Origin of the sequence: Pseudomonas hygromyciniae (assembly GCF_016925675.1) — a bacterium.
Taxonomy (GTDB): domain Bacteria; phylum Pseudomonadota; class Gammaproteobacteria; order Pseudomonadales; family Pseudomonadaceae; genus Aquipseudomonas; species Aquipseudomonas hygromyciniae.
In genome coordinates this window covers 1,572,218-1,598,619 of sequence record NZ_CP070506.1, presented here as the reverse complement: position 1 = coordinate 1,598,619, position 26,402 = coordinate 1,572,218, and the positions used below count along the sequence as shown (strand labels likewise).

Annotated in this window: 21 protein-coding genes and 2 pseudogenes; 9 read left to right on the top strand and 14 right to left on the bottom strand. The window is 60.2% G+C overall.

Translation table 11 applies throughout. The annotated features are described in order from the left end of the window. Positions 1 to 48 precede the first annotated feature (48 nt). Positions 49 to 750: an aquaporin Z gene (aqpZ, locus tag JTY93_RS07040; protein ID WP_169993424.1), complete on the top strand. Its 702-nt coding sequence runs from the start codon at positions 49 to 51 to the stop codon at positions 748 to 750. Positions 751 to 882: 132 nt separating this feature from the next. Here the strand turns inward: aqpZ and JTY93_RS07035 are convergent, their stop codons facing one another. From JTY93_RS07035 to aceK, 7 genes are all read right to left on the bottom strand, one after another. Then, positions 883 to 2,007: a GNAT family N-acetyltransferase gene (locus tag JTY93_RS07035; protein WP_205477313.1), complete on the bottom strand. Its 1,125-nt coding sequence runs from the start codon at positions 2,005 to 2,007 to the stop codon at positions 883 to 885. A gap of 165 nt (positions 2,008 to 2,172) precedes the next feature. After that, entirely contained in the window at positions 2,173 to 3,507 is a 1,335-nt protein-coding gene (locus JTY93_RS07030; protein ID WP_205477312.1) for an OprO/OprP family phosphate-selective porin, read from the bottom strand. Positions 3,508 to 3,843: 336 nt separating this feature from the next. Beyond that, on the bottom strand, positions 3,844 to 4,077 hold the full coding sequence (locus JTY93_RS07025) for an anti-sigma factor family protein (protein ID WP_205477311.1): 234 nt from the start codon (positions 4,075 to 4,077) through the stop codon (positions 3,844 to 3,846). Continuing rightward, complete coding sequence (locus JTY93_RS07020) at positions 4,071 to 4,685, bottom strand: RNA polymerase sigma factor (RefSeq protein ID WP_205477310.1); 615 nt, start codon at positions 4,683 to 4,685, stop codon at positions 4,071 to 4,073. The genes JTY93_RS07025 and JTY93_RS07020 overlap by 7 nt, the downstream gene beginning before the upstream one ends. A gap of 212 nt (positions 4,686 to 4,897) precedes the next feature. Continuing rightward, positions 4,898 to 6,019 carry a beta-ketoacyl-ACP synthase III gene (locus tag JTY93_RS07015; protein ID WP_205477309.1) on the bottom strand — a complete coding sequence of 374 codons (1,122 nt, stop codon included), beginning with the start codon at positions 6,017 to 6,019 and terminating at the stop codon, positions 4,898 to 4,900. A gap of 226 nt (positions 6,020 to 6,245) precedes the next feature. Next, entirely contained in the window at positions 6,246 to 10,157 is a 3,912-nt protein-coding gene (hrpA, locus tag JTY93_RS07010; protein ID WP_205477308.1) for an ATP-dependent RNA helicase HrpA, read from the bottom strand. Between the two features lie 199 nt (positions 10,158 to 10,356). Then, the gene (gene aceK, locus JTY93_RS07005; protein ID WP_205477307.1) at positions 10,357 to 12,090 is read right to left on the bottom strand and encodes a bifunctional isocitrate dehydrogenase kinase/phosphatase; all 1,734 of its coding nucleotides are present in this window, start codon (positions 12,088 to 12,090) and stop codon (positions 10,357 to 10,359) included. Positions 12,091 to 12,460: 370 nt separating this feature from the next. On the opposite strand from aceK, the pseudogene JTY93_RS29890 reads away from it, so the two are divergent. The 3 genes and pseudogenes from JTY93_RS29890 to JTY93_RS06995 all read left to right on the top strand — a co-directional run. Then, positions 12,461 to 13,213, top strand: a pseudogene (locus tag JTY93_RS29890) (MCP four helix bundle domain-containing protein); the annotation flags it as partial. A gap of 39 nt (positions 13,214 to 13,252) precedes the next feature. Further along, complete coding sequence (locus JTY93_RS29885) at positions 13,253 to 14,116, top strand: methyl-accepting chemotaxis protein (RefSeq protein WP_375373151.1); 864 nt, start codon at positions 13,253 to 13,255, stop codon at positions 14,114 to 14,116. A gap of 71 nt (positions 14,117 to 14,187) precedes the next feature. Further along, positions 14,188 to 15,084: a DMT family transporter gene (locus tag JTY93_RS06995; protein ID WP_169993440.1), complete on the top strand. Its 897-nt coding sequence runs from the start codon at positions 14,188 to 14,190 to the stop codon at positions 15,082 to 15,084. Positions 15,085 to 15,114: 30 nt separating this feature from the next. Here JTY93_RS06995 and JTY93_RS06990 read toward each other — a convergent pair whose 3' ends face one another. Continuing rightward, positions 15,115 to 15,975, bottom strand: coding sequence for a DMT family transporter (locus JTY93_RS06990; RefSeq protein WP_205476266.1), 861 nt, complete (start codon positions 15,973 to 15,975; stop codon positions 15,115 to 15,117). A gap of 428 nt (positions 15,976 to 16,403) precedes the next feature. Here JTY93_RS06990 and JTY93_RS06985 point away from each other — a divergent pair, with 428 nt between their 5' ends. Together JTY93_RS06985 and JTY93_RS06980 are read left to right on the top strand one after the other, a co-directional pair. Then, positions 16,404 to 16,943, top strand: coding sequence for a hypothetical protein (locus JTY93_RS06985; protein WP_205476265.1), 540 nt, complete (start codon positions 16,404 to 16,406; stop codon positions 16,941 to 16,943). A 40-nt stretch (positions 16,944 to 16,983) separates the two neighbouring features. Next, the gene (locus tag JTY93_RS06980; RefSeq protein WP_205476264.1) at positions 16,984 to 17,142 is read left to right on the top strand and encodes a hypothetical protein; all 159 of its coding nucleotides are present in this window, start codon (positions 16,984 to 16,986) and stop codon (positions 17,140 to 17,142) included. Positions 17,143 to 17,286: 144 nt separating this feature from the next. Here the strand turns inward: JTY93_RS06980 and JTY93_RS06975 are convergent. From JTY93_RS06975 to cysK, 3 genes and pseudogenes are all read right to left on the bottom strand, one after another. Continuing rightward, positions 17,287 to 18,221 (bottom strand): annotated as a pseudogene (locus JTY93_RS06975) (transposase); the annotation flags it as partial. A gap of 110 nt (positions 18,222 to 18,331) precedes the next feature. Beyond that, on the bottom strand, positions 18,332 to 19,270 hold the full coding sequence (locus JTY93_RS06970; RefSeq protein ID WP_029292350.1) for an aspartyl/asparaginyl beta-hydroxylase domain-containing protein: 939 nt from the start codon (positions 19,268 to 19,270) through the stop codon (positions 18,332 to 18,334). 301 nt (positions 19,271 to 19,571) lie between these two features. Beyond that, the gene (gene cysK / locus JTY93_RS06965) at positions 19,572 to 20,546 is read right to left on the bottom strand and encodes a cysteine synthase A (RefSeq protein ID WP_205476263.1); all 975 of its coding nucleotides are present in this window, start codon (positions 20,544 to 20,546) and stop codon (positions 19,572 to 19,574) included. A 124-nt stretch (positions 20,547 to 20,670) separates the two neighbouring features. Between cysK and JTY93_RS06960 the strand changes: the two genes are divergently transcribed. From JTY93_RS06960 to JTY93_RS06950, 3 genes are all read left to right on the top strand, one after another. Continuing rightward, positions 20,671 to 21,747, top strand: a complete 1,077-nt coding sequence (locus tag JTY93_RS06960) for a DUF748 domain-containing protein (RefSeq protein WP_205476262.1) — start codon at positions 20,671 to 20,673, stop codon at positions 21,745 to 21,747. Positions 21,748 to 21,864: 117 nt separating this feature from the next. Then, positions 21,865 to 22,710, top strand: coding sequence for an AAA family ATPase (locus tag JTY93_RS06955; RefSeq protein WP_205476261.1), 846 nt, complete (start codon positions 21,865 to 21,867; stop codon positions 22,708 to 22,710). Positions 22,711 to 22,721: 11 nt separating this feature from the next. Further along, entirely contained in the window at positions 22,722 to 23,900 is a 1,179-nt protein-coding gene (locus JTY93_RS06950) for a vWA domain-containing protein (protein ID WP_057441266.1), read from the top strand. Positions 23,901 to 24,037: 137 nt separating this feature from the next. Here the strand turns inward: JTY93_RS06950 and JTY93_RS06945 are convergent, their stop codons facing one another. Genes JTY93_RS06945 through JTY93_RS06935 form a run of 3 tightly spaced genes read right to left on the bottom strand, consistent with a single transcriptional unit; the run spans position 24,038 to position 26,393 of the window. After that, entirely contained in the window at positions 24,038 to 24,952 is a 915-nt protein-coding gene (locus tag JTY93_RS06945; RefSeq protein WP_205476260.1) for a 5-oxoprolinase subunit C family protein, read from the bottom strand. Beyond that, on the bottom strand, positions 24,949 to 25,653 hold the full coding sequence (locus JTY93_RS06940) for a 5-oxoprolinase subunit B family protein (RefSeq protein ID WP_205476259.1): 705 nt from the start codon (positions 25,651 to 25,653) through the stop codon (positions 24,949 to 24,951). Before JTY93_RS06940 ends, JTY93_RS06945 begins: the two co-directional genes overlap by 4 nt. Further along, positions 25,650 to 26,393, bottom strand: a complete 744-nt coding sequence (locus JTY93_RS06935) for a 5-oxoprolinase subunit PxpA (RefSeq protein WP_169993456.1) — start codon at positions 26,391 to 26,393, stop codon at positions 25,650 to 25,652. Before JTY93_RS06935 ends, JTY93_RS06940 begins: the two co-directional genes overlap by 4 nt. Between the last annotated feature and the right edge of the window lie 9 nt (positions 26,394 to 26,402).

The following is a 26,402-nucleotide window of genomic DNA, read 5'->3' as shown; positions in this document are numbered from 1 at the left end:
AGACTGCAGGGAAGCCTCACCGACCAGTTGATTTAGAAGGACGCGTTCATGTCTCTGTTCAAACGTTCCGTTACAGAAGGGCTAGGTACGTTTTGGCTGGTGCTGGGTGGTTGCGGGAGTGCGGTTCTGGCCGCAGCGTTCCCCGATGTCGGAATTGGTCTACTGGGGGTCTCCCTGGCATTTGGACTGACCGTCCTGACGATGGCGTTTGCCATTGGCCATATCAGCGGCTGTCACCTCAACCCGGCAGTCACCGTGGGCCTGGTTGTCGGCGGCCGGTTTCCGGTCAAGGAGCTGCCTGCGTATATCGTTGCGCAAGTCATTGGCGGCGTGGTGGCAGCAGCGTTGCTGTACTTCATTGCCAGCGGCAAACCGGGTTTTGAACTGGCTTCAGGGCTAGCGTCAAACGGCTACGGTGAGCATTCGCCAGGTGGGTATTCAATGGCGGCGGGGTTTGTCACCGAACTGGTGATGACCGCGATGTTCCTGCTGATCATCCTCGGCGCCACTGACCGTCGTGCCCCGGCGGGTTTGGCACCCATCGCCATTGGCCTGGGGCTGACGCTGATCCACCTGATCTCCATCCCGGTCACCAACACCTCGGTCAACCCGGCCCGCAGCACCGGCCCTGCGTTGATTGTCGGCGGCTGGGCGATCCAGCAACTGTGGCTGTTCTGGCTGGCGCCGATCCTTGGCGCGGTGATCGGTGGTATCACCTACCGTTGGTTGGGCAAGGAACAAACCGCCTGATCCACCCTGTAGGAGCGAGCTTGCTCGCGAAAAACCTGAGGGCGCCGCGTTTATCCAGAATGAACGCGGTGTACTTGAGTTCTTCGCGAGCAAGCTCGCTCCTACAGGGGAACAGGTTGAATTCCCTGAGCGTTATTGCTGCCGATACGGCAACGCCGAGCGCGCCTCTTCGGCATACGCCAGAATCCCTACCCGCTCACGCTCAAGGAAATCCGCCACGGCGGTTTTCAAGCCCGGATGGCGCAAGTAATGCCAGGAATGGGTAATCACCGGTTCAAACCCACGGATCAACTTGTGCTCGCCCTGGGCGCCCGCATCGAAACGCTGCAGGCCATTGGCGATCGCGTAGTCCATGCCTTGATAGAAGCAAGTCTCGAAATGCAGCCGGTCGAACTCGCCCAGGCAGCCCCAGTAGCGGCCATATAGGCTGTCACCGCCGACCAGACTGAACGCCATGGCCACCGGCCGCGCCTCTTGCTTGGCCAGCACCACCCGTATCGCCTGCGGCATGCGTTCGGCCAACAGGCTGAAAAACGCCCGCGTCAGGTACGGCGACTGCCGGCGCACGGCGTAGGTGTTGGCGTAGCAAGCGTAGACAAAATCCCACTGAGCCTCGCTCAGCTCATGGCCTTGCAGCCACTCGAACTCGATCCCCTGCCCCGCTACTTGCTCGCGCTCCTTGCGCATCTGTTTGCGCTTGCGCGAACTCAGGGCGTCGAGGAAGTCCTGAAAGTCGCGATAACCACGGTTCTGCCAGTGGAACTGGCAACCCAGACGTTCCAGCCAGTCAGGTTGCTGGCCCAAGGCCGCGTCGGCCATGGTATCGGTGAAGTTGATGTGGGCACTGGAAAGCCCTTCGATCTCCAGATAACCCGGCAGGCTCTGGAGCAGCTCCAGGCCATCCGCGCCATTGGCCGCCAGCAGGCGTGGCCCGCTGACCGGGCTGAAGGGCACGGCTGTCAGCAGCTTGGGGTAGTAATCGATGCCGGCGCGCGCGCAGGCGTCCGCCCAGCCATGGTCAAACACGTATTCGCCATAGGAGTGCCATTTGCGATAGCTAGGCAGTGCCGCGACCAGCCGCTCACCCTCGTAATGCAGCAAGTGCTCCGGCTGCCAGCCAGAATGCCGGCCAAGGCTGGCACTGTCCTCCAGCGCACTGAGAAAAGCATGGCGCAGAAACGGCTGATCCTCGGGGACCAGCGCGTTCCATTCATCAGGCGATATTTCGGACAGGCTATTCAAACGTTTCAACGGCATGCCATTCCCCGACGGTAAACGCTCACTCACGATATTCAGGCCATTCTGACAGAACCCGCCACCCACGCGGGCAGCAAAAAAAAACCCCGCCAAATGGCGGGGTGAAAAAGAGGATCGCGCTTTAACGGATGAAGAAAGAGCGCGTTGGAGCGGTATTACCGTTGCTTAGAACACGTACTGCACACGACCGACGATGGAATCACCGCTGTCATCGCCATTGGCGTTGGTGATCTTGTCGGTGCTGACCTTGCTGTAGTTCAGCGACAGCTTGACCGCTTCGTTGGCGTACCAGTTCACACCCAGGGTGTTCACGTTGGCCTTGGCGTCACCGGTTTCGCGGGTAGCGCTGCTGACCACGATGTTCTTGTCGTCAACCTTGATGCTGTCGTAGCGGTAGAACACTTCCCAGGCGCCGAATTGCTTGTTCTCGGGCTTGATCGCGTCGAACTTGCCGCCGTCGAGTTTGTAGGCACGGGACTCGCCGGTCAGGGTGTACGCCAGTTGGCCGTAGAAACCGCTGGTTTTCACGTCCTGGTAGGCATTGCTGTCAGCTTTCATCTTGCGGCTCAGGGCTTCAGCCTGCACCGAGAATGGGCCGGTTGCGAAGGCAAACTCACCACCGAACACGGTGTCGGTGTCATAGGCGCCGACTGCGGTCAGGTTGCTGGCGTTCAAGCCCACACCGCCGCCGAAGGTAGCGCGGTTGCCGTTGGAGCCGGCATCGTTACCACCGGTGGTGGCCACGCCACGAGCGCCGAGACGAGGACGAATCCGCGAGTCAAAGGCTGCATCGTTCAGATCACGTGCCGCCACGTTCAAGCCGAAGTGCAGGACGTCGCCGCCTTTGTTCATCGGTGCCAACACGATACGGCCGTTGAATTGCTTCACGCCCTTGCCGTCTTCGTCGTTGATGTCCTTGGAGGCCAGGCTGGCCGAGCCGTAGAACATGTCAGCCGCAGTGCCGCTGACCTGGATGCCCATGCCGTTTTCGTGGGTGTTGACCCAGTCCGCAACCTCGTAAGCCGAGTTACGCTCCATGGCGGTGATCCACTTGGAGCTGGTGGCTTTTTCCAGACCGAAATCCGGGTCAAAACGACCGACACGAATGGTTACTGGCTTGAAGCCCACATAGGACATGGACGCTTCGTCGAAGTAGCCGTCGTCGGAGTTACCCGAGTTGTGGGAGAAGTCGTAGTTGAGCTGGTATTTGAAATCCTTGTAGACGGTGCCACCCAGTTCCAGGAAGGCGCGACGGAAGTAAGCGGCGTCGCCCGAGTCACCGTTCTTGGTGTAGAAGCCGTCAAATGAGCCGTAATCGGCTTGCAGGCGACCACCCAGCTTGAAGCTGAAGTTCTGGTCGGTAGTAGCAACCTCAAGGCCGCCCTTGGTTTTGACAACGATATCGGCGCCGTCAGTAGTGACAGTACCAGCGAAAGCCTGGGCGGTAACGGCCAGGGCCAGGGCGCTGGCCGCGAAACCGGCGAAGTGCTTACGGATCATCGAAGAATTCCCCTAATTGGTGGTCTTTTGCGTTGGAAAACACACGGGTTCTGCCCCGCTGGTGTTGGGAGGGGATCTTGGCGAGGGGATATTTCAGGCAAGTTGCTGGAAGATAAATATTTTATTACAAGGGAACTTTCTTACAACCACTGGGAATAAGCGCAAAGCTATAGCCGGCGTGGGCTTGAGCGGAAAAAGTACGAGAAATGTCAGGTGAAAAAAAGGTGAAAAAAACTTACAAACCTGCAATGTTTTTCCGCACAGAGCTTTTCGTCGACACAAAAAAAGCCCGCGACGGCGACGTCGCGGGCGTTGGGTTGCGCAGAAGGCTCTGGGTCAGGAGTTGCGTTTGCGCTCCGCGGCCAGGCGTTCGGCCAACCCTTCGGCATCCGGCACCTCGGGTTCGGGCAGGATGTGCAACGTGGCTTGTATCAGCCGCATCTGGCGAATGAAGCGCCGGCAATTGGCACAGAACATCAGGTGATGGCGCATCAGCAGGCGCTCACGAAAGGTCAGTTGCCCATCGAGATAATCGCTGGAACGCGCCACTTGTTCTTTGCAGGTCAACATTCACCGGTTTCCTCGAAATGCTCCACCGTAGCGAAGACTTTTAGCCGCGCCCGATGCAGCAGTACTCGCACATTGGAGAGCGAGATTTCCAGAAGATTACAAATCTCCTCCAACTCCAGGCCCTGGCGCTCGCGCAGCAGCAGCACGCTGCTTTGCAGCTCGGAAAGACTGAGCAGCGTGTGCTCCAGGCACTCACGCAGCTCGTTTTCGGTGAGCAGCGCCTCGGGGGTGTCCTGGTGCCAGGCAAATGGCGCGACCAGCCAATGCTCATCGCCAGCGGCAAAGCGATCGTCACCAATGGTCCCGTGGGGCGACGGCAAGTCGTCGAGCAACACTTCCCGGCGGTTCTGCTTGTAGCGACCCTTGGCCGAGTTGGCGGTGATGGTCAGCAGCCAGGTCTTGAGGCTGGAGCGGCCTTCAAACTTGGCGAGGCTGCGCACCACCGAAAGCCAGGCGTCCTGGACCACTTCGTCAGCGTGGCGCTGGCCAACGATGGCGTAGGCCACCGCACGCATGGCGCTCTGATACTGGGTGACTAATTCTTTATAGGCCCGCTGCTCGCCCTTGAGCAGGCGTTCAAGCAGGTGCGCGTCGTCGGCTGCTGCCATTCAGAATCTCACTGTGTTGAGGGCGTCCGTTGTGGCGAGGGGGCTTGTCCCCCGCTGGGCTGCGCAGCAGCCCCAAAACCAGCCCCTCGGTCTGCCTGACACTACTCAGTGGGCTTTATTGGGGCTGCTGCGCAGCCCAGCGGGGGACAAGCCCCCTCGCCACAACAAGCCCCTCATTGCCACGACAAGCCCCTCTGCACAACAGTCCTCAATCAGCGCTTGCGCAGGATCACGCTACCAATCGAATACCCGGCGCCAAACGAGCTGAGTACCGCCAGCGCGCCCTTGGGCAGGTCGTCCTGGTAGGTGTGGAATGCGATCACCGAACCCGCCGAGCTGGTGTTGGCGTAGGTATCGAGGATCACCGGTGCCTCTTCGATCTCGGCTTCACGGCCCAGCAGTTTCTTGACGATCAGGTGGTTCATGCTCAGGTTGGCCTGGTGCAGCCAGAAGCGCTTCACGTCGGTCACGCTCAACTGGTTTTCAAGCAGGTGCTGGCCGATCAACTCGGCAACCATCGGGCAGACATCACGGAAGACTTTGCGGCCTTCCTGCACGAAAAGTTTATCTGGCGCACCAATGCCCTCTTCCGCAGCGCGGTTGAGAAAGCCGAAGTTGTTGCGGATGGTATTGGAGAACTTGGTCAGCAACTTGGTGCTGACAACGTCGAACTGGTGCTCGGAAGTGGCCAGGTCGGCACGCTCCAGAATCACGGCGGTCGCCGCATCGCCAAAGATGAAGTGGCTGTCACGGTCACGGAAATTCAGGTGGCCGGTGCAGATCTCCGGGTTGACCATCAGGATCGCCCGGGCCTGGCCCAGCTGGATGCTGTTGCAGGCGTTCTGAATGCCGAAGGTCGCCGAAGAACAGGCCACGTTCATGTCAAAACCGAACCCTTGGATGCCCAGGGCTTCCTGGACTTCGATGGCGATGGCCGGATAGGCCCGCTGCAGGTTGGAGCAGGCAACGATCACCCCGTCGATATCGGCGGCGGTCTTGCCGGCACGCTGCAGGGCTTGCTCGGCGGCGCCCACGGCCATCTGGCAGAGGATCGACCACTCGTCGTTGGAGCGCTCGGGCAAGCGCGGGGTCATGCGCGTGGGATCAAGAATGCCTTCCTTGTCCATGACAAACCGGCTCTTGATGCCCGAAGCCTTTTCGATAAAGGCGGCGCTGGATTCGGTCAACGCCTGAACGTCACCCTGCTCGATAGCCACGGCGTTGTCGGCATTGAACTGTTGAACGTAAGCATTGAAAGACTGCACCAGCTCTTCGTTGGAGATGCTGTTGGCCGGGGTGTACAGGCCTGTGCCGCTGATGACGACGTTATGCACGGTCGTTCCTCTAAATCTGTTCAGGCAGAAGGGATTGGTACCTTCGTACCAAACCGTAAGTCGCTCGAGTCCGCCGCGCGGACATCAAACGGGTAAACGCTTTGTCCCGGCGCGTCGAGGCTGATACAGCCAATCTAGACGATCCTGGCATTTATAGCGGCGAAGTTTGCCATAAACCGGGGGGTTTGGCGCCTGTCACGCGTGCACCTGCCCCCGGTATTGCAGGTCAAGGCTCGACCTGACTCCACTGTTTGCTCAAGCGCTTGTCGGAAATCGGTGCCTTGGTGCCCAACTGCTGGGCAAACAACGACACCCGGTATTCCTCCAGCCACCAGCGGTAAAGCTCCAGCTGCGGATCGCGCTTGCCTTCCTGGGTGTGCTTGTTCAGCCGCGTCTGGTACTGGCTCCACAGGCCGCTCAACTCGCCACTCCAGACCCGATCCTTCTGCACCTGGCTGGGCAGTTTTTCCAGGCGCAGTTCGATGGCCTTGAGATAACGCGGCAACTCCTTGAACCATTGCGCCGGGGTTTCGCGCACAAAGCCTGGGTACACCAGGTTGCTCAGTTGCTGCTTGATATCGTTGAGTGCCACGGCCTGGGCCAGGTCGATCTTGCCTTTGAAGCGCTTTTGCAGGCCATGCCACAGTTTCAACACTTCAAGGGTCAGGCGCGCCAGGCGTTCGGCGTGTTCGGTCCAACTGCCACGTTTGCGTTCGGCCAGGGCTGCCAGGCCCGCGCCATCCCTCGGCAGGCTGGCCTCGCCTTCCAGCACGCAGCTGTCGAGGCTGGCCAACAAAATGTCTTCCACCAGGGCGTCGATACGCCCCAACTCGCGGTACATCAGCCCCAGCTCTGTCAGACCCGGCAGTTTGCCGCGCAGGAATTTTGCCGGCTCTGCCAGTTGCTGCATCAACAGCCGTTGCAAGGCCCGGCGATGCTGGAACTCGGCTTCGGCGGCGGTGGAGAAACGCCCTTCCTTGACTGTACCGTTTTCCTCCACCAAAGCCGGATACACCGTCATCGACAACCCGGCAATCTTTTGCTGAGTGGTTTCGGCCACGGCGGCGAAGACTTTGGCTTCCACCGGCAGCTGGCTTTTGGCAGTCTGCGGCACCGCCAGGGCGGCCTGACTGGCTTCGACAAAGCGCGCAGTCAGCGCTGCCAGATCGCGGCCCTCGCCGAGGAATTTGCCCTGGGCGTCCACCACTTCCAGGTTCATTTTCAGATGGTTTTCCACCTGCTGCGCAGCTTCGCTCCAGGCTTCGTCACTGACCCGCGCACCGGTCATGCGCAGCAGCTCGCGCCCCAGCGCCTGGGGCAGCGAGCCCTGGGCAAATTCGATACGTTGCAGCGCAGCCTTGACGAAGTCCGGCACCGGCACGAAGTTCTTGCGCAGGGCCTTGGGCAGATTGCGCACCAGGGCGATGCACTTGGCTTCGATCAGCCCCGGCACCAGCCACTCCAGGCGCTCGGCGGGCAAGGCCGGCAACAGCGGCGCCGGCACGCGCAAGGTCACGCCGTCACGCGGGTGATTGGGTTCAAAGTGATAACTCAAGGCCAGGGCTAGATCACCCAGGTGCAAGGTGTCCGGGTAATGGGCGGCGGTGACTTCACTGGCCTCGCGGGCCAGCACGTCTTCTTCGCGCATGATCAGCAGTTGCGGGTCTTTCTGGCTGGTGATCTTGTACCAACTGTCGAAGGTCGCCGTCTGGTGGATCTCCGCCGGCAGGCGCGCGTCATAGAACGCGTACAGGGTTTCTTCGTCGGCCAGGATATCGCGGCGCCGGGCCTTGGCTTCCAGTTCGTCCAGTTGCTCCAGCAACTGCTGGTTGGCGGCCAGGCACTTGGCCCGGGACTGGATCTCACCACGCACCAGGCCTTCACGGATAAACAGCTCGCGGGACACCACCGGGTCCACCGGGCCGTAATGCACTGGCCGACGCCCCACCACAATCAGGCCGAACAGGGTGATCTGCTCGAAGGCCACGACTTGGCCGCGCTTCTTCTCCCAATGGGGTTCGAAGTGGTTTTTCTTGATCAAGTGCCCGGCCAGGGGCTCGATCCAATCGGCATCGATCTTGGCCACCATGCGCGCATACAACTTGGTGGTTTCCACCAGCTCGGCGGTCATCAACCATTGCGGGCGCTTCTTGCCGATCCCCGACGACGGGTGAATCCAGAAGCGCCGCTGACGGGCCCCCAGATAGTCGCCATCTTCGGTCTTCTGGCCGATCTGGCTCAGCAGGCCGGACAACACCGCCTTGTGCAGTTTCGGGAAATCCGCCGGCTCCTTGTTGACCGTCAACTGCATGTCACGGCAGATCAGGCTCAACTGGCGGTGGGAATCACGCCACTCGCGCAAGCGCAGGTAGTTGAGGAAGTTCTTGCGGCACCAGTTGCGCAACGGGCTGGCGGTCAATTCTTGGCGCTGCTCTTCAAAGCCGCGCCACAGATTGACCAACCCGGCGAAGTCCGAATCGGGATCCTTCCATTGCGCGTGGGCCTGGTCCGCCGCTTGCTGGCGCTCCGGTGGGCGCTCGCGCGGGTCCTGGATCGACATGGCACTGGCAACGATCAGCACTTCCTGCAAACTGCCGAGCTTAGCCGCTTCCAGCAACATGCGGCCCATGCGCGGGTCCACCGGCAGGCGCGCCAGTTGCCGGCCCAGGGGCGTCAATTGGCTGTTGCGGTCCACCGCCGAGAGTTCCTGCAGCAGGTTGAAGCCGTCGCTGATGGCCTTGCCATCTGGTGGCTCGATAAACGGGAAGTCGGTGATTTCGCCCAGGCGCAGGTGCAGCATTTGCAGGATCACTGCGGCCAGGTTGGTGCGCAGGATTTCCGGATCGGTAAATTCCGGGCGCCCGATAAAATCTTCTTCGCTGTACAGACGCACGCAAATGCCCGGCTCGACTCGACCGCAACGGCCTTTACGCTGGTTGGCGCTGGCCTGGGAAATCGCCTCGATCGGCAGGCGCTGGACCTTGGCGCGGTAGCTGTAGCGGCTGATGCGGGCGGTGCCACTGTCGATCACATAGCGGATGCCCGGCACGGTCAGCGAGGTTTCCGCGACGTTGGTCGCCAGCACCACGCGCCGCCCCGGATGGGACTGGAAAATGCGCTGCTGTTCGGCCGGCGACAGGCGCGCGTACAACGGCAGGATTTCCGTGTGCTTGAGCTGGGCCTTGCGCAGCATATCGGCGGCATCGCGAATCTCGCGCTCACCGGGCAGGAACACCAGCACATCCCCCGGGCTCTTGCGCTCGCTGCGTTCAAAGGCGGCGATTTCATCAAGGGTGGCGAGGATCGCCTGGTCCACGGTCAAGTCGTCTTCGACGCGGTTGCCCTCTTCGTCCTGTTCCAGGGTCAGTGGGCGGTACCAGGTTTCCACCGGGAACGTACGCCCCGAGACCTCGACAATCGGCGCATCGTCGAAGTGCTTGGAGAAGCGCTCCAGGTCGATGGTGGCCGACGTGATGATGACTTTGAGGTCCGGGCGACGTGGCAGCAGGGTCTTCAGATAGCCGAGCAGGAAGTCGATGTTCAGGCTGCGCTCGTGGGCTTCGTCGACGATGATCGTGTCGTAGCGCTCGAGGTAGCGGTCGTTCTGGGTCTCGGCCAGCAGGATGCCGTCGGTCATCAGCTTGATCAGGGTGTTGGAGTCGCTCTGGTCCTCGAACCGCACCTGATAGCCGACCAATGCTCCCAGCGGCGTGGCCAATTCTTCCGCGACCCGGCTCGCCACACTCCGCGCAGCGATACGCCGGGGCTGGGTATGGCCGATCAAACCGTACTGGCCGCGACCGATTTCCAGGCAGATCTTCGGCAACTGCGTGGTTTTACCCGAACCGGTCTCGCCCGCGATGATCAACACCTGGTGCTTTTGCAGCGCAGCCTTGATTTCATCGCGCTTGGCGGCGATGGGCAGGCTGTCGTCATAACGAACCTGCGGCACGCTGGCAGCCCGCGCCGTGACCTGGGCACAGGACGCCTGCATGCGCGCCACCCACTGCGCCAGCTTCTCCTCATCGGGCTTCTTGCGCAGCTCAAGCAACTGCCGGCGCAAGCGGTGGCGGTCGGCGAGCATGGCGTGATCGAGGTTTTTCAGGAGTTGGTCGATAGCAGGCGCTTGGTCAGTCATCAGGTACTTTGCAGGTCGTCTATTTATGCACGGCCGGCAATTGTGGCAGAAAAGCGCACACAACGTTAAAGGCTGCGTAAATCACCTGTAGGAGCTGTCGAGCCCCAGCGAGGCTGCGATGACGGCGGCACTGCCTGCATCAATGTTGCCTGCCCCACCGCTATCGCGGGCAAGCCCGCTCCTACAGGGATTAGTGCCCTTATTCGTTATCCAGGCCCTTGCGCCGATACGGGAACACATCAATCACTTTGCCCGCCCGAATCGCCTCTTGCAGGCCTTTCCAGTAATCAGCGTTGTACAGCTCACCGTGCAACTCATCGAACAAGCGCCGTTGCCCGGCATCGGCAAACAGGAACGGCGGGAATTCCTCGGGGAACACGTCCAGCGGGCCGATGGAATACCAGGGCTCGGAGGCCATTTCATCTTCCGGGGTACGCGGCGCCGGGATATGGCGGAAGTTGGCTTCGGTGAGGAAGCAGATCTCGTCATAGTCGTAGAACACCACGCGACCATGGCGGGTGACGCCAAAGTTCTTCAGCAGCATGTCGCCGGGAAAGATGTTCGCCGCCGCCAGCTGTTTGATTGCCAGGCCGTAATCTTCGAGGGCTTCGCGCACCTGGGCCTCGTTGGCGTTTTCCAGGTAGAGGTTGAGCGGGGTCATGCGCCGTTCGGTCCAGCAGTGACGAATCAGGACCGTGTCACCTTCCACCTCGACCGTGCCCGCAGCCACTTCCAGCAATTCGGCCAGGCATTGCGGCTCGAATTTGCTCAACGGGAAACGGAAGTCGGCGAACTCCTGGGTATCGGCCATGCGCCCGACCCGGTCGACACTTTTGACCAGGCGGTACTTCTCGATCACCGTCGCACGGTTGACGTTTTTCGACGGCGAGAAGCGGTCCTTGATGATTTTGAATACCGTGTTGAACCCCGGCAGGGTGAACACGCTCATGACCATCCCCCGCACGCCCGGGGCCATGATGAACTGGTCGTCGGTGCTGGCCAGGTGGTTGATCAACGCCCGGTAGAACTCCGACTTGCCGTGTTTGTAGAAGCCGATGGAGGTGTACAGCTCGGCGATGTGCTTGCCCGGCAGGATGCGTTTGAGAAAGCCGATGAATTCCGCCGGTACCGGCACATCCACCATGAAATAGGATCGGGTGAACGAGAAGATGATCGACACATCGGCTTCGTCGGTGATCAGCGCGTCGATGCGAATCCCCTGCCCTTCGCGGTGCAACAGCGGAATCACCAGCGGCCATTGTTCATCGCGGGTATAGAGACGGCCCACCAGGTACGCGCCTTTGTTGCGATAGAGCACCGAAGAAAACAGTTCGACGTTGAGGTCAGGGTCCTTGCAGACCCAATCCGGCAGGCTCTCGCGCAGTTGCGCTTCGAGGCGCTGCAGGTCGGCGGCCAGGTCGGCGTAGGGTTCGCTGAAGCGGTAGTCGCTGAAAATCTGCTCGAGCATGCCCGCCAGTTGGCCCTGGGGCTTGTAGGTGCGGGTTTGCGCGGCGCGGGCGCGACGCAGGCTCGGGCGAGTGGTATGGATGAACATGCAGCCGTCGCTGATCAGGTCGTGGCTGAACAGCCCGCAAAAGATCGAGTTGTACCAGGTCTCGGACAGCTCATCGTCAAACCGCAGGTCGATCAGGTTGATGTAGGCGCTCTTGACCAGTGGCCAGGACTTGATATCCAGCAACGCGCCTTCGTCGAAGGTTGCCCGCAGGCGCGTGGTGACTTCGCCAACCTTTTCTTCATACAGGTTGATCCGCGCCGCCGAGGCGGTTTGCGCCTCTTGCCACTGGGCCTTCTCGAAGCGCTCGCGGGCGCCGTCGGTGATCTGGCGAAAATGCTCACGGTAATCGTCAAAGCCATCGAGGATCGTCTGTGCGATGGACTGCGCGGTGTCGATGGCAGGCGTTTGCTGCGGCATGTCGGAGACCTCTGCGGGCGTTCGGAAGCCCTGAGATTAGCCAGAGTCCGCAAGCAGGAGAAGTACAATTTTTGCCAGGCGACGCCACGCGGATGGGTACGCCGCAAACAATTATTTACGATTTTTTAATTCGACCATCCGGTCAATAAAACACCCCAAAAGTCACGTCGTGCTGATTAATCGATTCATCTGAAGGCCGCAAAAGCCGGGCGCTGGCGCCAAAGGAGGGAGTAACCCATGCCGGCGTGGGTTTTACGGCCTTGTAGCCGTTTGGATCCAACGTAAGGGAAACCCTGATTACCTCAATGATGGCACTTTGCTATACAGCCGCCCTCTTCCCTGATAACAAGGTCAAAAGACCGGCTTGGGAATGGATTTAAATCGCCCAAGGAGCATTGCAATGTCATTGAGGAATATGGGAATCGGTCTACGCGCCAGTCTGAGTTTTGCGGTATTGGCCGGCCTGCTGGTGCTGGTTGGGTTGTTTGGTCTGGGGCAGATGGCCAAACTGCGCGAAAGTGCTGCGATCATTGAGACGACCTGGATGCCGAGCATCGAGAACATCCACGACAGCGCCGCCAACGTCGCGGTGATCCGCCTGGAGGCGCTGCGCTTGTTGACCACCGATGAGTCGGCCGTGCGCGAGCGCAGCAAAGGCTTGATCGGCAAGGAGCGCGGGCAGTTGCAGGAGCGCCTGGACAAGCACCTGGCCCTGCTGAGCAATGATCAGGAGCGCCAGCTACTCGACCAGCTCAAGGCCATCGTGTCGGGCTATATGACCATCGTCGACCAATTGATCCAGCGGGTGGACCAGGATGACCAGATGCAGGCCCTGACCTTGCTCACCGACAAGTTGACGCCCCAGGGCGCGATCCTCAGCCGGAGCCTGGACGCATTGATCGACTTCAACCAGCAAGGTGTGGAGGATGCGGCGCAATCGGCGGCGCAGGTGTATCAGAGTGCAAAGTGGATCGTCGGCGTCATCATCGCAGTCGCCCTGATCGCGACGTTGCTACTGGCCTGGCTGTTGACCCGCAGCATCACCACGCCCCTGGCGCAGGCGTTGCGCGCGGCACGTACGATTGCCGCCGGCGACCTGAGCCAGTCGATCCAGGTGCAGGGCAAGGACGAACCGGCACAGTTGCTGGGCGCCCTGGCCAGCATGCAGGAGCAGTTGCAGGCGACCATTCGCGGCATCAGTGAATCCGCCCAGCAATTGGCCTCGGCGGCCGAAGAGATGAGTTCGGTGATGGAGCAAAGCACTCGCGGCCTGCAAGCCCAGAACGATGAAATCGAGCAGGCCGCCACCGCCGTCACGCAAATGAGCGCGGCGGTGGATGAGGTGGCGGGCAATGCAGTCTCCAGCGCCGAAGCGTCCCAGGCGTCCGATGAAGACAGCAAGCACGGGCATTATCAGATCAGCGAAACCATCAGCTCGATCCAGAGCCTGGTCAACGAGGTGCTCGACGCCTCGGGCAAGGCCGAGGGCCTGGCGGTGCAGGCGCAAGACATCAGTAAGGTGCTGGAAGTGATACGCGGGATTGCCGGGCAGACCAACCTGCTGGCGCTTAACGCCGCCATTGAAGCCGCCCGCGCCGGCGAGGCCGGGCGGGGCTTTGCGGTGGTGGCCGACGAGGTCCGCTCCCTGGCACAACGGACTCAGGACTCCACCGAAGAAATCGAGCAGATGATCACCGGTATCCAGCAAGGCACTCAGGACACGGTCGGCGCACTCACCAGCAGCGCCGAGCACGCCAGCCAGACGTTGCAACGGGCCAACAGCGCAGGCAGCGCCCTGGAAAAAATCACCGCCGCCATTTCGCAGATCAACCAGCGCAACCTGGTGATCGCCAGCGCCGCCGAGCAACAGGCGTCGGTGGCCCGGGAGGTGGATCGTAGCCTGGTGAACATCCGCGACCTGTCGACCCAGACCGCTGCCGGTGCGACCCAGACCTCGGCCGCCAGCCAAGAGCTATCGCGCCTGGCGGTGGACCTCAATGGTTTGGTGACGCGGTTTATTGTGTAGTTGATACGTAAAAGATTGTGTCAGGCAGGTCCCTGGGCAACACTCTCGCCGTGATTAAAAAGGAGTTGTCCGTGAGACCTGTCGACACCCTGTACCTGCTGGTACTGGCCGCCATCTGGGGCGCGAGCTTTCTGTTCATGCGGATTATCGCCCCCGAGATCGGCACGATTCCTACAGCATTTTTCCGGGTGTCAATTGCCGCCGCCGGGTTGCTGGTGATCCTGGCGATGCTGAGGGTGCGCTGGGACTTCCAGGGCAAATTCAAGACGGTCCTGCTGCTGGGGGTGATCAACTCTGGGATCCCCGCGACCATGTATTCGGTGGCGGCCCAGGTCTTGCCGGCGGGTTACTCGGCCATTTTCAACGCCACCACGCCCTTGATGGGCGTGTTGATCGGCGGGCTGTTCTTCCATGAACGGCTGACCCCCTCGAAGATCGCCGGGGTGTGCCTGGGCCTGTTCGGCGTGGGTATTCTCACGCGGGCCGGGCCGGTGGCCTTTGACCTGGAACTGCTGATGGGCGCCCTCGCCTGCCTGCTGGCGACCACCTGCTACGGCTTCGCCGGCTTCCTGGCGCGCCGCTGGCTGGATCAACAGGGAGGCCTGGACAGCCGCCTTTCGGCCTTGGGCAGCATGCTCGGTGCCACATTGTTTCTATTGCCCTGGTTTGGCTGGAGCGCCATCAGCCATCCGCCCGCCAGTTGGGGTGGCTGGAATGTGTGGTTGTCGCTGCTCGGTTTGGGGCTGTTGTGTACGGCGTTTGCCTACATCCTGTACTTCCGCTTGCTGACATCCATCGGGCCGGTAAAGTCGATGACCGTCACCTTCATGATTCCGCCATTCGGCGTGTTGTGGGGCGCATTGCTGCTGGATGAGCCGTTGTCCATGGCCCATCTGTATGGCGGGATGTTGATCGCGGGGGCGCTGTGGCTGGTGCTACGCCCAGGGAAACTGATCAAAACCGTGTAGGCGCCGGCTTGCCGGCGCCTACACGGGGTATCAGGCTTTACGGAAAACGAACACCAAGCCGATGATGATCAAGCCCATCCCCAGCACACTCAGCAGCGCCAGCCGATTGCCAAAGATCAGGTAGTCCATCACCGCAGTCACTGCTGGCACCAGGTAGAACAGGCTGGTGACATTCACCAGGTTGCCCCGTGCAATCAGGCGGTACAGCAACAGCGTCGCCAACAGTGACACCACCAGCCCCATCCACAGCACCGGCAGGTAAAAGCGGCTACTGTGCTCGAAATGAAAGGGCTGGAACGGCACGAACAGCGCACACAACAACAAGCCTGCCAGGTACTGCACTGGCAAGGTGCCCAACGGGTTGTCGGTAATGCGCTTCTGCATGATCGAGCCCAGGGTCATGCTCGCCAGCGCCAGCAAGCCAAACAGCATGCCGGCCAGGGACATGCCGGCCAGACCGATGCCCTGGTACACCACCATGATCAGCCCCACCAACCCCAGCGCCAGGCCGAATATCCGACGCCATGAACGCTGGCGCTCCATCAACACCACGGTGAGGATCGGTTGCACGCCCATGATGGTTGCCATCACACCAGGGGTGATCTTCAAGTCCAGGGCCAGCAGATAGAAAATCTGATAGGCCCCCAGCAGCACCAGCCCGGTGGCCACCGCATACCACAGTGGTTTGCCCGGACGCGGCAACCGCAGCTTGAGGATCGGTACCAGCACCACCAGGCCCGCCAGGGCAATGGCAAAGCGGATCAACAGGAAGGCAAAGGGTGATGCATGAGCCAGGCCCAGCTTGGAGAAAATCGCCCCGCTGCTCCACAGCAGAACAAACAGGCTCGTCGAGGCCGCCGCGGCCACGGATTGTTTCGAAAGAACAGACATGATGAACACCTGTAGTCAGGCAAAAAGCCAACTCAGCCAAGGCTGAAATTCAGTAGGTTCGGTACAGGCAGGCAACGGGCAACAGTGATCTGCGGATCAGCCCGAAATGCCAACGCCCGGCGGTGATACGACTGCGTACACCGGCGTGCTACTGACAGGTGGAGGGTAATGACTAATCTGCACAGGCTGCTGGCTCCCACACGGCACGACCGCAGCGTTGACCGCTGAATCGACTACCGCTATGCGTGGGGAAGCAGGCATGGGCTGATCTTTTTTGAAGGGATTAAAGGTGTGGTGAAACACCTGGCGCCGACTATAACCAGCCGGTGACACGCTTTGCAATGGCTTTGCCAAAAGGCCAGTAAGGACAGGCGACCGATCAGTGCCTAGGCTGCGAAAACCCCACTATTCATGACTCAAGGGCGCCGATGCCACGACCACACACCTTTCTCAGGTATCAACTAAACAGATCCAAAACCAGGAACCTTGCCAGTGCAACACTTGCCCGGCTGCCGACACCTCAAGGGCAGAATGTCGACACCGCTTTCAACCCACAGAGAGTCAGGTTTGAAGCCATCGATGGGGCAGCACTGAATGCTTATCACACTTGGGAATCCAGCCACTTTTCATGGGACGACGTCGTACAGTGGAAAGCGAAGGAGCTGATGTATTTTGACTTATCGATCTGGTCGGATCGTGAACTCTGCGGGTTGTGCTTCGCGAACCCAAACCACAGCCGCAAAAGAATGCGAGTTGTACGGCTGGAAGCCAGGCCGGGCGGCACACACTCGTTACGCGGGTACATTGCACCTCTCGCACTCATGGCCGTTGAACACTATGCGCAGATCGTCGGCAGCAAGACCATTGAAATACAGGAACCTGTGCAAGGGGCGGTCCCTACCTACGAAAAGCTCGGTTTTGTGTTCGATGCGTCGGGCAGGCTTGCAAAGGATCTGGCCTGCACCTAGCATCAGGAAATCGCTTAATTAATGATCAACTGGAGGCACTATGAAAGGTCTCATTGACAGCAAATCTGCCAAGGGCAAAAAAGCACTCCGCGCCTTGGATCGTGTCAACACGCGCCAAACCGTCGTTGATCCACGTATTGTCCGGGCGCTCCTGGAAGGGGTCGACGAACCACAAGGCGTGCTAGCGGGACGCAAGTAACTGCAGACATAAAAAACGCTCCAGCAACAGGCTGTGTGAAAACGCAGCCCACGCCGGTAAAAAGCAAATGCCCCGACTTGTCGGGGCATTTGCTTTTGCAGTTTCGGATAACAAAAAAGGGCTTTTCAGCCCATCAACTCCATCATTTATGGCCCTTTTCAGGTTGTACACCTGTATCGCCAGCGCCATTTCCGTTCGTGTGCCTTTCAGTTGTCGAAGCAGGAACCGGGCATTGCCCATAACCCATTGCTTCAGATTTCCAAACGGGTGTTCGACGATAGATCGTCGGTTGACCATCATGTCGGGATTGGCCTTCATTCGCTGTTCCATTCGCTCAAATACGGCTTCGTGGGCATGATGCGTAACGTATCGGCGTTCTGCCTTGGTACACCGACTTTTCAGCGGGCAAGCGGCGCACTCATCGATGGCAGCATGGTAAATCCGGTCGCCTTTGTTGAGGGCTTTAAGCGTGAGAGCCTTGTTGTTGGAGCATTGGTAGGTCTCACTTTCTTCGTGGTAACCAAAGAGCGTGCGATCAAATAATTGCTCTTCGCCACCCTTAATATTTACGGCTCGATTGGGTGGGACAGCTGCTGAAGCTTTCTGGGGGTTATGTGTTTTCGATTCGAAGCTACGGCCTGGAATTTACTGCCGTCGATAGCCACCAGGTCGCCCCCAATCAGGCCGGCAGCCCGACAGAACCGGACAAACGCGCGGCATGTCGCGACAAACGCTGCACTGTTGTCTCGGTGAAAATCAGCGATGGTTTTAAAGTCCGGAGCCAGTCGCCCCAACAGCCACATGACCTCGACGTTGCGCTGGCACTCAGCCTCCAACCGCCTTGAGGAACGAACCTGTTGGAAATAGCCGTAGAGATAGAGTTTGAGCAGGTCGCCGGGGTGGTACGAAGGCCGTCCGGTTGCTTTCGCAACGGCTTTGTCGAACCCCAGTTGCTCAAGGTCCAGCAGGGAAATATAGGCCTCTATCACCCGAACCAGATGGTCTTCGGGAATGAGCTCATCCAGTGAGACTGGAAACAGAGTGCCTTGTGTACGGTCTTCACCTTGGATATAGCGCATAAGAAAAATGCCCGTATCTTGCGATACGGGCATTTTCTTAAACCCTGCGGCAGATTGCTAGGTTTTCACACACCCTGAGCAAGGAGCGTTTTTTATTTCAGGCTCAGGTATCAGCCAAACAACCAATACACCAACGCCCCCACCACCACCGCCGCCAATACCGGCCGCATGACGCGATAGGCTTTGGGGTGCTTGCGCTTCCACTGCTTGACCACACCACTGAAGCGATCGCTGAAGCTCTTGCTCCAGGCATAGGCCTGGTTGATCCCGCCCACGCGCTCGTCATCCAGGTTCTGTGGCGCAGTCGCGCGGCCCAACTGGGCACTGACCCAGCGGTTGATACGGGTCATCAATCGGTTGCTCAGGGGGCGCTCGATATCGCAGAACAGAATCACCCGGGTCTTCTCGGTTTCGTTCTTCACCCAGTGCACGTAGGTTTCGTCGAACATCACATCTTCGCCATCGCGCCAGGCGTAGATCTGGCCATCGACGAAAATGCGGCAGTCGTCGGAGTTGGGCGTCGACAACCCCAAGTGATAACGCAGGGACCCGGCGAACGGGTCGCGATGGGGATTGAGGTGGCTGCCGCCCGGCAACAGGGCAAACATGGCGCCCTTGACGTTGGGGATGCTGCTGACCAGGGCCACGGTTTTAGGGCACAGCAACTCGGCCGATGGCAGCGGTTTGTCGTACCACTTGAGGTAGAAGCGCTTCCAGCCCTTCTTGAAGAACGAGCCGAAACCGGCATCGTTGTTCTTCTCGGCGGCGCGGATATAGCCTTCGTCGAACAGATGCATGGCCTCGTCGCGGATCACTTCCCAGTTGTCCTTGAGCACGTCCAGTTCCGGGAACTTGCTGCGGTCCAGGTAAGGCTTGGACGGCACAGCCGAAAAGATGTACATCAAGGCGTTATACGGGGCGAACAGCGCCGAATGGTTGACGAACTGGCGCAGCACCGGCAAACGCGCCTTGCCGCGCAAATGCACGTAAAGCGTACTGCCGATAAACAACAGCAGCACCGACAGCTTGGCGGCCAAAGAAAAGGTCATGCAGCAACTCCTGGAAATAGCCTCCCGGCAGCGGGAAACCCGACATAGCAGCCGGCCATGATAAACACTCCAGGCCGGAGGAAAAACCCGCGTTATCCAACAATACGTTTTAAAGGGCGCGCGGCGAGCAATCAATTATGCATAAAGGGCATAAAACCGGGCTGATTTGGATCAACCCGATTTCTGTAGGAGCGAGCGTGTCTGCAAGGGGCATTCAGGGGAAGAATGAAAACGGTACGCGTGCCTTCTGGTTAGACGCGGCGCCCTCAGGGTCTTCGCGAGCAAGCTCGCTCCTACAGGGTCAGGCCTGGTTTTCCTGGTCGGTGAACAGATCGCTAAATAGCATGCTCGACAGGTAACGCTCGCCGGAGTCCGGCAGGATCACCACGATGGTCTTGCCCTGCATTTCCGGTTTCTCGGCCAGACGCACGGCCACGGCCATCGCCGCACCACAGGAAATCCCGCACAGGATGCCTTCTTCCTGCATCAAGCGCCGGGCCATGGCCTTGGACTCCTCGTCACTGACCAACTCCACCCGGTCGACCATCGACAAGTCGAGGTTCTTCGGCACAAAACCGGCGCCAATGCCCTGGATCTTGTGGGGGCTGGGCTTGATTTCCTCACCGGCCAACGCCTGGGTAATCACCGGCGAGCTGATGGGCTCCACGGCCACCGAGAGGATCGGTTTGCCCGCGGTATTCTTGATGTAACGCGACACACCGGTGATGGTCCCGCCCGTGCCGACACCCGCTACCAGCACATCCACGGCGCCATCGGTGTCGTTCCAGATTTCCGGGCCAGTGGTTTTCTCATGGATGGCCGGGTTGGCCGGGTTGTCGAACTGGGCCGGCATAAAGTAGGTCGCCGGGTCACTGGCGAGGATTTCGCCGGCCTTTTCGATGGCGCCTTTCATGCCCTTGGCCGGCTCGGTCAACACCAGTTCGGCGCCCAGGGCCTTGAGCACCTTGCGTCGCTCGATGCTCATGGACGCAGGCATGGTCAGCAACAACTTGTAGCCACGGGCAGCGGCGACAAAGGCCAGGCCAATCCCGGTGTTACCTGAAGTCGGCTCGACGATGGTCATGCCGGGCTTGAGTTTTCCGCTGCTTTCCGCGTCCCAGATCATGTTCGCGCCGATCCGGCACTTCACCGAATACCCAGGGTTACGCCCTTCGATCTTGGCCAGGATGGTCACACCACGGGGCGCGATGCGGTTGATCTGAACCAGGGGCGTGTTACCGATGGAGTGCGCGTTGTCTGCAAAAATGCGGCTCATGGCGGGGTCCTTTAGGCGGTTTCAAGAAGGCAACAAGGGTATGCCTCGTACTCCAAGGCGTCCAGTCGAGGAACGTTGGCGCTGCCTGCGTAGTCAACCGCCTATACACAGGGAGGAAAAACCTATGAAGCGTCGCTACAGTTGGCCGCTATGGACGGTCGCCGGGCTGGTGGTCGTGCTGGTGGCACTGGATATCGCCCTGCCCTACCTGGTGCGCAACTACCTCAACGACAAACTCGCCGATATGGGCGACTACCGTGGCCAGGTGACTGATGTAGACCTGGCGCTGTGGCGCGGCGCGTACCGGATCAACGGCCTGCAGATCGTCAAGGTCGATGGCAAGGTGCCCGTACCGTTCGTCAAGGCCCCGGTGATCGATCTGTCGGTCAGCTGGCATTCCTTATGGTACGACCATGCGGTGGTGGCCGAAGTGCAGTTCATCAAGCCAGAACTCAACTTCGTCGACGGCGGCCCCAACAAACAGGCGTCCCAGACCGGTCGCGGCACCGACTGGCGGGCACAACTGGGCAAGCTGCTGCCCATTACCCTCAACGAAGTGCGCATCGACGACGGCAAGATCGCCTTTCACAACTTCAATTCAAAACCGCCGGTCAACATCGGCGCCACCCAGGTCAACGCCAGCCTCTATAACCTGACCAATGTGGTGAATGTCGAAGGCAAGCGCGATGCCCGCTTCGACGGCAAGGCCCTGTTGCTGGGGCATGCGCCGCTGGAATCCAGCGCGACCTTCGACCCGCTGAGCAATTTCGAAGACTTCGAGTTCCGCTTCCGCGCCCGTGATATCCAGCTCAAGCGCATGAACGACTTCGCCTCGGCCTATGGCAAATTCGACTTCAATGCCGGCACCGGCGACGTGGTCATCGAGGCCCAGGCCGAAAAAGCCCAACTGACCGGTTATATCAAGCCACTGTTGCGGGACGTGGAAGTCTTCGACTGGCAGCAGGATGTGGAGAATAAGGACAAGGGGATTTTCCGCTCGATCTGGGAAGCCGTGGTCGGCGCCAGCGAAACCGTGTTGAAGAACCAGAGCAAAAACCAGTTCGCAACACGGGTCGAGCTCAGTGGTAGCGTGCACCAGCAAGATATCAGCGCATTCCAGGCGTTTTTGCAGATTTTGCGCAATGGTTTTGTCCAGGCGTTCAATGCCCGCTACGAACAACCCAAGCCCAGCGCGGATTGACCCTAGTGTGACCGGTCATTCAGAGACTGAATAACCCGTCTGCGTTCACAGTCACCGGGGCTGCGCGCTATAGTCGCAGGCATGCTGACTACCGGCGTCATGTTCGAGGATTGAGAAATGAAGTTCGAAGGCACCCAGGCCTACGTTGCCACCGATGACCTGAAACTGGCGGTCAACGCTGCCATCACATTGGAGCGCCCGCTGCTGGTCAAGGGCGAGCCGGGCACCGGTAAGACCATGCTCGCCGAACAACTGGCCGAATCGTTCGGGGCCCGCTTGATTACCTGGCACATCAAGTCCACCACCAAGGCGCACCAGGGCCTGTATGAATACGATGCGGTCAGCCGCCTGCGCGATTCGCAGTTGGGCGTGGACAGGGTCCATGACGTGCGCAACTACCTGAAGAAGGGCAAGCTGTGGGAAGCTTTCGAGTCCGATGAGCGGGTGATCCTGCTGATCGACGAGATCGACAAGGCCGATATCGAATTCCCCAACGACCTGCTGCAAGAACTCGACAAGATGGAGTTCTACGTCTACGAAATCGACGAGACCATCAAGGCCAAGAAGCGCCCGATCATCATCATTACCTCCAACAACGAGAAAGAGCTGCCGGACGCGTTCCTGCGTCGCTGCTTCTTCCACTACATCGCCTTCCCCGACCGCACCACCCTGCAGAAAATCGTCGACGTGCACTATCCGGATATCAAGAAAGACCTGGTCAGCGAAGCGCTGGACGTGTTCTTCGACGTGCGCAAGGTGCCGGGCCTGAAGAAAAAACCCTCCACCTCCGAACTGGTGGACTGGCTCAAGCTGCTGATGGCCGACAACATCGGCGAAGCGGTACTGCGCGAGCGTGATCCGACCAAGGCTATCCCGCCACTGGCCGGCGCCCTGGTGAAAAACGAGCAGGATGTGCAACTGCTTGAGCGCCTGGCGTTCATGAGCCGTCGCGGCACTCGATAAGGGCTTTTGCCATGCTGCTCAACCTGTTCAATGAAATGCGTGCAGCCAAGGTGCCGGTCTCGGTGCGTGAACTGCTGGACCTGATCAACGCCCTGAAACAACGGGTGACCTTCGCCGACATGGACGAGTTCTACTACTTGTCCCGGGCGATCCTGGTGAAGGACGAGCGCCATTTCGACAAGTTCGACCGTGCCTTCGGTGCCTACTTCAACGGCCTGGAAAAACTCGACGATCACTTGCAGGCGCTGATTCCCGAAGACTGGCTGCGCAAGGAGTTCGAGCGTTCGCTGAGCGATGAAGAGCGCGCGCAGATCCAGTCCCTGGGTGGCCTGGACAAGCTGATCGAAGAATTCAAGAAACGCCTGGAAGAACAAAAGGAACGCCACGCCGGCGGCAACAAATGGATTGGTACCGGCGGCACCAGCCCGTTCGGCTCCGGCGGCTTCAACCCCGAGGGCATTCGCGTGGGCGATGCCGGCAAGCGCCAGGGCAAGGCGGTCAAGGTCTGGGACCAACGCGAGTACAAGAACCTCGATGACTCGGTAGAACTGGGCACGCGCAATATCAAGGTGGCCCTGCGCCGCCTGCGCAAATTTGCGCGCCAGGGTGCGGCCGAAGAGCTGGATATCGACGGCACCATCGACCACACCGCCCGCGACGCCGGTCTGCTGAATATCCAGATGCGTCCGGAACGGCGTAACACGGTCAAATTGCTGTTGCTGTTCGACATCGGCGGATCGATGGATGCCCACGTCAAGACCTGCGAGGAGCTGTTTTCGGCCTGCAAGACCGAGTTCAAGCACCTGGAGTACTTCTACTTCCACAACTTCATTTATGAATCCGTGTGGAAGAACAACATGCGCCGCACTTCCGAGCGCACCTCGACCCAGGACCTGCTGCACAAGTACGGCGCCGACTACAAGGTGATCTTTATCGGCGACGCGGCCATGGCACCTTACGAAATCACCCAGGCCGGTGGCAGCGTGGAGCACTGGAACGAGGAGCCGGGGTATGTGTGGATGCAGCGGTTCATGGAGAAGTACAAGAAGCTGATCTGGATTAACCCGTATCCGAAAGATACCTGGGGCTATACCTCATCGACCAATATCGTGCGGGATTTGATTGAGGACCAGATGTATCCGCTGACCTTGCGCGGGTTGGAAGAAGGGATGCGTTTTCTTTCCAAATAAATCATTTTCTGCCTGGATGCAGATCCAAATGTGGGAGCGGGCTTGCTCGCGATAGCGGTGTATCAGTCAGTACAACAGTGACTGACCCACTGCTATCGCGAGCAAACCCGCTCCCACACTTGGTTTTGCAGTGTTCTCTAGGGCGTCGCAAATCGCTGCAAAGACTTGAGATGCTCCCGGTACGCCGTCTCCTGCATCACCGGCGCCAACCGCACTTTCTCCCCCGGCAGGCACTGGGCCAAGCGCGCCAATGACAACGGCGTCAACGCGCCCAATCGCGGATAGCCGCCAATGGTCTGGCGATCATTGAGCAACACAATCGGCTGCCCATCCGGCGGTACCTGGATCGCGCCCAATGGGATGCCTTCGGAGATCAGCGACGCTCCTTGATACGCCAGCGGCGTGCCCAGCAAGCGCATGCCCATGCGATCGGCGCGGCTGTCCAGGGCCCATTCGGTGTTAAACACATCGAACAGGCTCTGGCCGCTGAACTGGCCGATCTGCGCACCGAGAATCACGTCCAGGGGCGCCGCAGGGTGCAATTGCTCCACAGGCAACTCACGCAAATGACTGCTCGTGCCGCAATAGGCCAGCAACGCCCCTTCAGCCAGGGCCCGGCCAAACCCGTCCAAACCGCCCAAGGCCTCGCGCCCGACGCTGGCACAACTGCCCAGCACCTTGGGCGCATCAAAACCTCCCGGCGCCGCCAGGTAAGCCCGCGCACCACGGAATGGTTGGGTGAAGCGCAAACGCTGGCCTTTTTGCAGAATGAAACTGCGGCCCGGGCTGATGGCGCGCTCGTCGATAAACGCACCCAAGTCCGCGCCCGCCAGGGCCAGCACGCAATAGTCCTCAGCCAGCACGGTAAAACCGCCCAGGGTGATTTCCACCACCGGCGCATCCAGCGGGTTGCCCAGCAGCCAGTTGGCCCAGGACATCGATACCCAATCCAGAGCGCCGCCCTGGGTCACGCCCAAATGCCGCACACCAAAACGCCCGGCGTCCTGCAACAGGCACAGCGCGGTGCTGGCTTCGATCAACAAACGGCTCATGCCTGGGCCTCCAAAGGCGTGTCATCGCCCCCCAGGTTGATAAATTCAGCGCGGCCAATGGCTTCGAAACGCACACTGTCGCCCGGCTGCATCAGGCTGTAGCCGTCGCGCTCGCGGTCGAACAGTTTGGCCGGGGTGCGGCCGATCAGGTTCCAGCCCCCTGGGGACTCCACTGGGTAGGCTGCGGTCTGCCGCTCGGCGATGCCGACGCTGCCCGGCGCCACGCGTTTGCGCGGGGTGTTCAGGCGTGGCGCGGCGAGCTGTTCTTCCACCAGGCCCATAAAGGCAAAACCGGGGGCAAAACCGAGGGCGAAGACCTGGTATTGATGCTGGCTGTGCCGGCGAATCACCTCGTTGACCGCCAGCCCGCTGCGCTGGGCGAGCAAGGTCAGTTCAGGGCCGACGCTCAGGTCATACCACACCGGCAATACGTGACACTGCCCGCTGCCTTGGGCCTGTGGCTGCAAGTCTGTCAGGGCCTGGTCGATCAGCTCCCGGGCCTGTGTGGGATTCAGCGCCAGCAGGTCGTAATGCACCATCAAGGTCGTGTAGGAAGGCACCAGGTCCACCAGCGCCACGCCAAACCCCTCGCGCAGCCGGCGCGTGGCGGCAAGCATCCAGGGCATGTTGTCTTCGGCGATCCCATCAAACAGGCGCACCATCAGGCAATCGATGGCGACTACTTCAATCCGTGGCTTCATGGTGGCGTCAACGCCTGGCGAATGCGCTGCACCGCTGCCACCGAACTGGCGTTATCGCCATGCACACAGAGGGTGTCGGCCTGCAACAGCAAGGGGCTGCCATCGCTGGCGACCAGGGTTTCACCACGGGCAATGGTCAGGGCCTGCTGAAGGATGACCTGCGCATCGTGATGCACCGCGCCCGGCAACTGGCGCGAGACCAGGTGCCCGGCGTTGTCGTAGGCACGGTCGGCAAAGGCTTCGAACCACAGGGTCACGCCATACTCATCACCCAGGGCCTGGGCGGCGCGGTTGTCACGGGTGGCCATGAGCATCAACGGCAGGCTGGCGTCGTACGCCGCCACGGCCTGGATCACCGCGCGCAGCTGTGCAGGCTTGGCCATCATGTCGTTGTACATCGCGCCATGAGGCTTGACGTAGCTGACCCGACCACCCTGGGCCCGGCAGATACCGTCGAGGGCCCCGATCTGGTAATGCAGCAGGTCCTGGATTTCCTCAGGCGCATACGCCATGGAGCGGCGGCCAAAGCCTGCCAGGTCCTGATAAGCCGGGTGCGCACCGATCTGCACGCCATGCTGCAATGCCAGGGCGACGGTCTTGCGCATGATGCCTGGGTCGCCGGCATGGAAGCCGCAGGCAATGTTGGCGCAATCGATAAATGGCATGACCTCGGCATCCAGACCCATGGTCCAGGCGCCAAAACTTTCGCCGATGTCGCAATTCAATAGCAGGCGGCTCACGGTGAGGAC

Coding starts and splice junctions, on each gene's coding strand:
- JTY93_RS06940 (WP_205476259.1), bottom strand. CDS start 25,653: ATGAAGCCACGGATTGAAGTAGTCGCCATCGATTGCCTGATGGTGCGC.
- JTY93_RS06980 (WP_205476264.1), top strand. CDS start 16,984: ATGAAAGGTCTCATTGACAGCAAATCTGCCAAGGGCAAAAAAGCACTC.
- JTY93_RS06960 (WP_205476262.1), top strand. CDS start 20,671: ATGAAGCGTCGCTACAGTTGGCCGCTATGGACGGTCGCCGGGCTGGTG.
- JTY93_RS07030 (WP_205477312.1), bottom strand. CDS start 3,507: ATGATCCGTAAGCACTTCGCCGGTTTCGCGGCCAGCGCCCTGGCCCTG.
- JTY93_RS06985 (WP_205476265.1), top strand. CDS start 16,404: ATGCCACGACCACACACCTTTCTCAGGTATCAACTAAACAGATCCAAA.
- JTY93_RS06950 (WP_057441266.1), top strand. CDS start 22,722: ATGCTGCTCAACCTGTTCAATGAAATGCGTGCAGCCAAGGTGCCGGTC.
- aceK (WP_205477307.1), bottom strand. CDS start 12,090: ATGCCGCAGCAAACGCCTGCCATCGACACCGCGCAGTCCATCGCACAG.
- JTY93_RS07025 (WP_205477311.1), bottom strand. CDS start 4,077: ATGTTGACCTGCAAAGAACAAGTGGCGCGTTCCAGCGATTATCTCGAT.
- aqpZ (WP_169993424.1), top strand. CDS start 49: ATGTCTCTGTTCAAACGTTCCGTTACAGAAGGGCTAGGTACGTTTTGG.
- JTY93_RS07020 (WP_205477310.1), bottom strand. CDS start 4,685: ATGGCAGCAGCCGACGACGCGCACCTGCTTGAACGCCTGCTCAAGGGC.
- JTY93_RS06970 (WP_029292350.1), bottom strand. CDS start 19,270: ATGACCTTTTCTTTGGCCGCCAAGCTGTCGGTGCTGCTGTTGTTTATC.
- JTY93_RS07035 (WP_205477313.1), bottom strand. CDS start 2,007: ATGCCGTTGAAACGTTTGAATAGCCTGTCCGAAATATCGCCTGATGAA.
- JTY93_RS06945 (WP_205476260.1), bottom strand. CDS start 24,952: ATGAGCCGTTTGTTGATCGAAGCCAGCACCGCGCTGTGCCTGTTGCAG.
- JTY93_RS06955 (WP_205476261.1), top strand. CDS start 21,865: ATGAAGTTCGAAGGCACCCAGGCCTACGTTGCCACCGATGACCTGAAA.
- JTY93_RS29885 (WP_375373151.1), top strand. CDS start 13,253: ATGCAGGAGCAGTTGCAGGCGACCATTCGCGGCATCAGTGAATCCGCC.
- hrpA (WP_205477308.1), bottom strand. CDS start 10,157: ATGACTGACCAAGCGCCTGCTATCGACCAACTCCTGAAAAACCTCGAT.
- cysK (WP_205476263.1), bottom strand. CDS start 20,546: ATGAGCCGCATTTTTGCAGACAACGCGCACTCCATCGGTAACACGCCC.
- JTY93_RS06990 (WP_205476266.1), bottom strand. CDS start 15,975: ATGTCTGTTCTTTCGAAACAATCCGTGGCCGCGGCGGCCTCGACGAGC.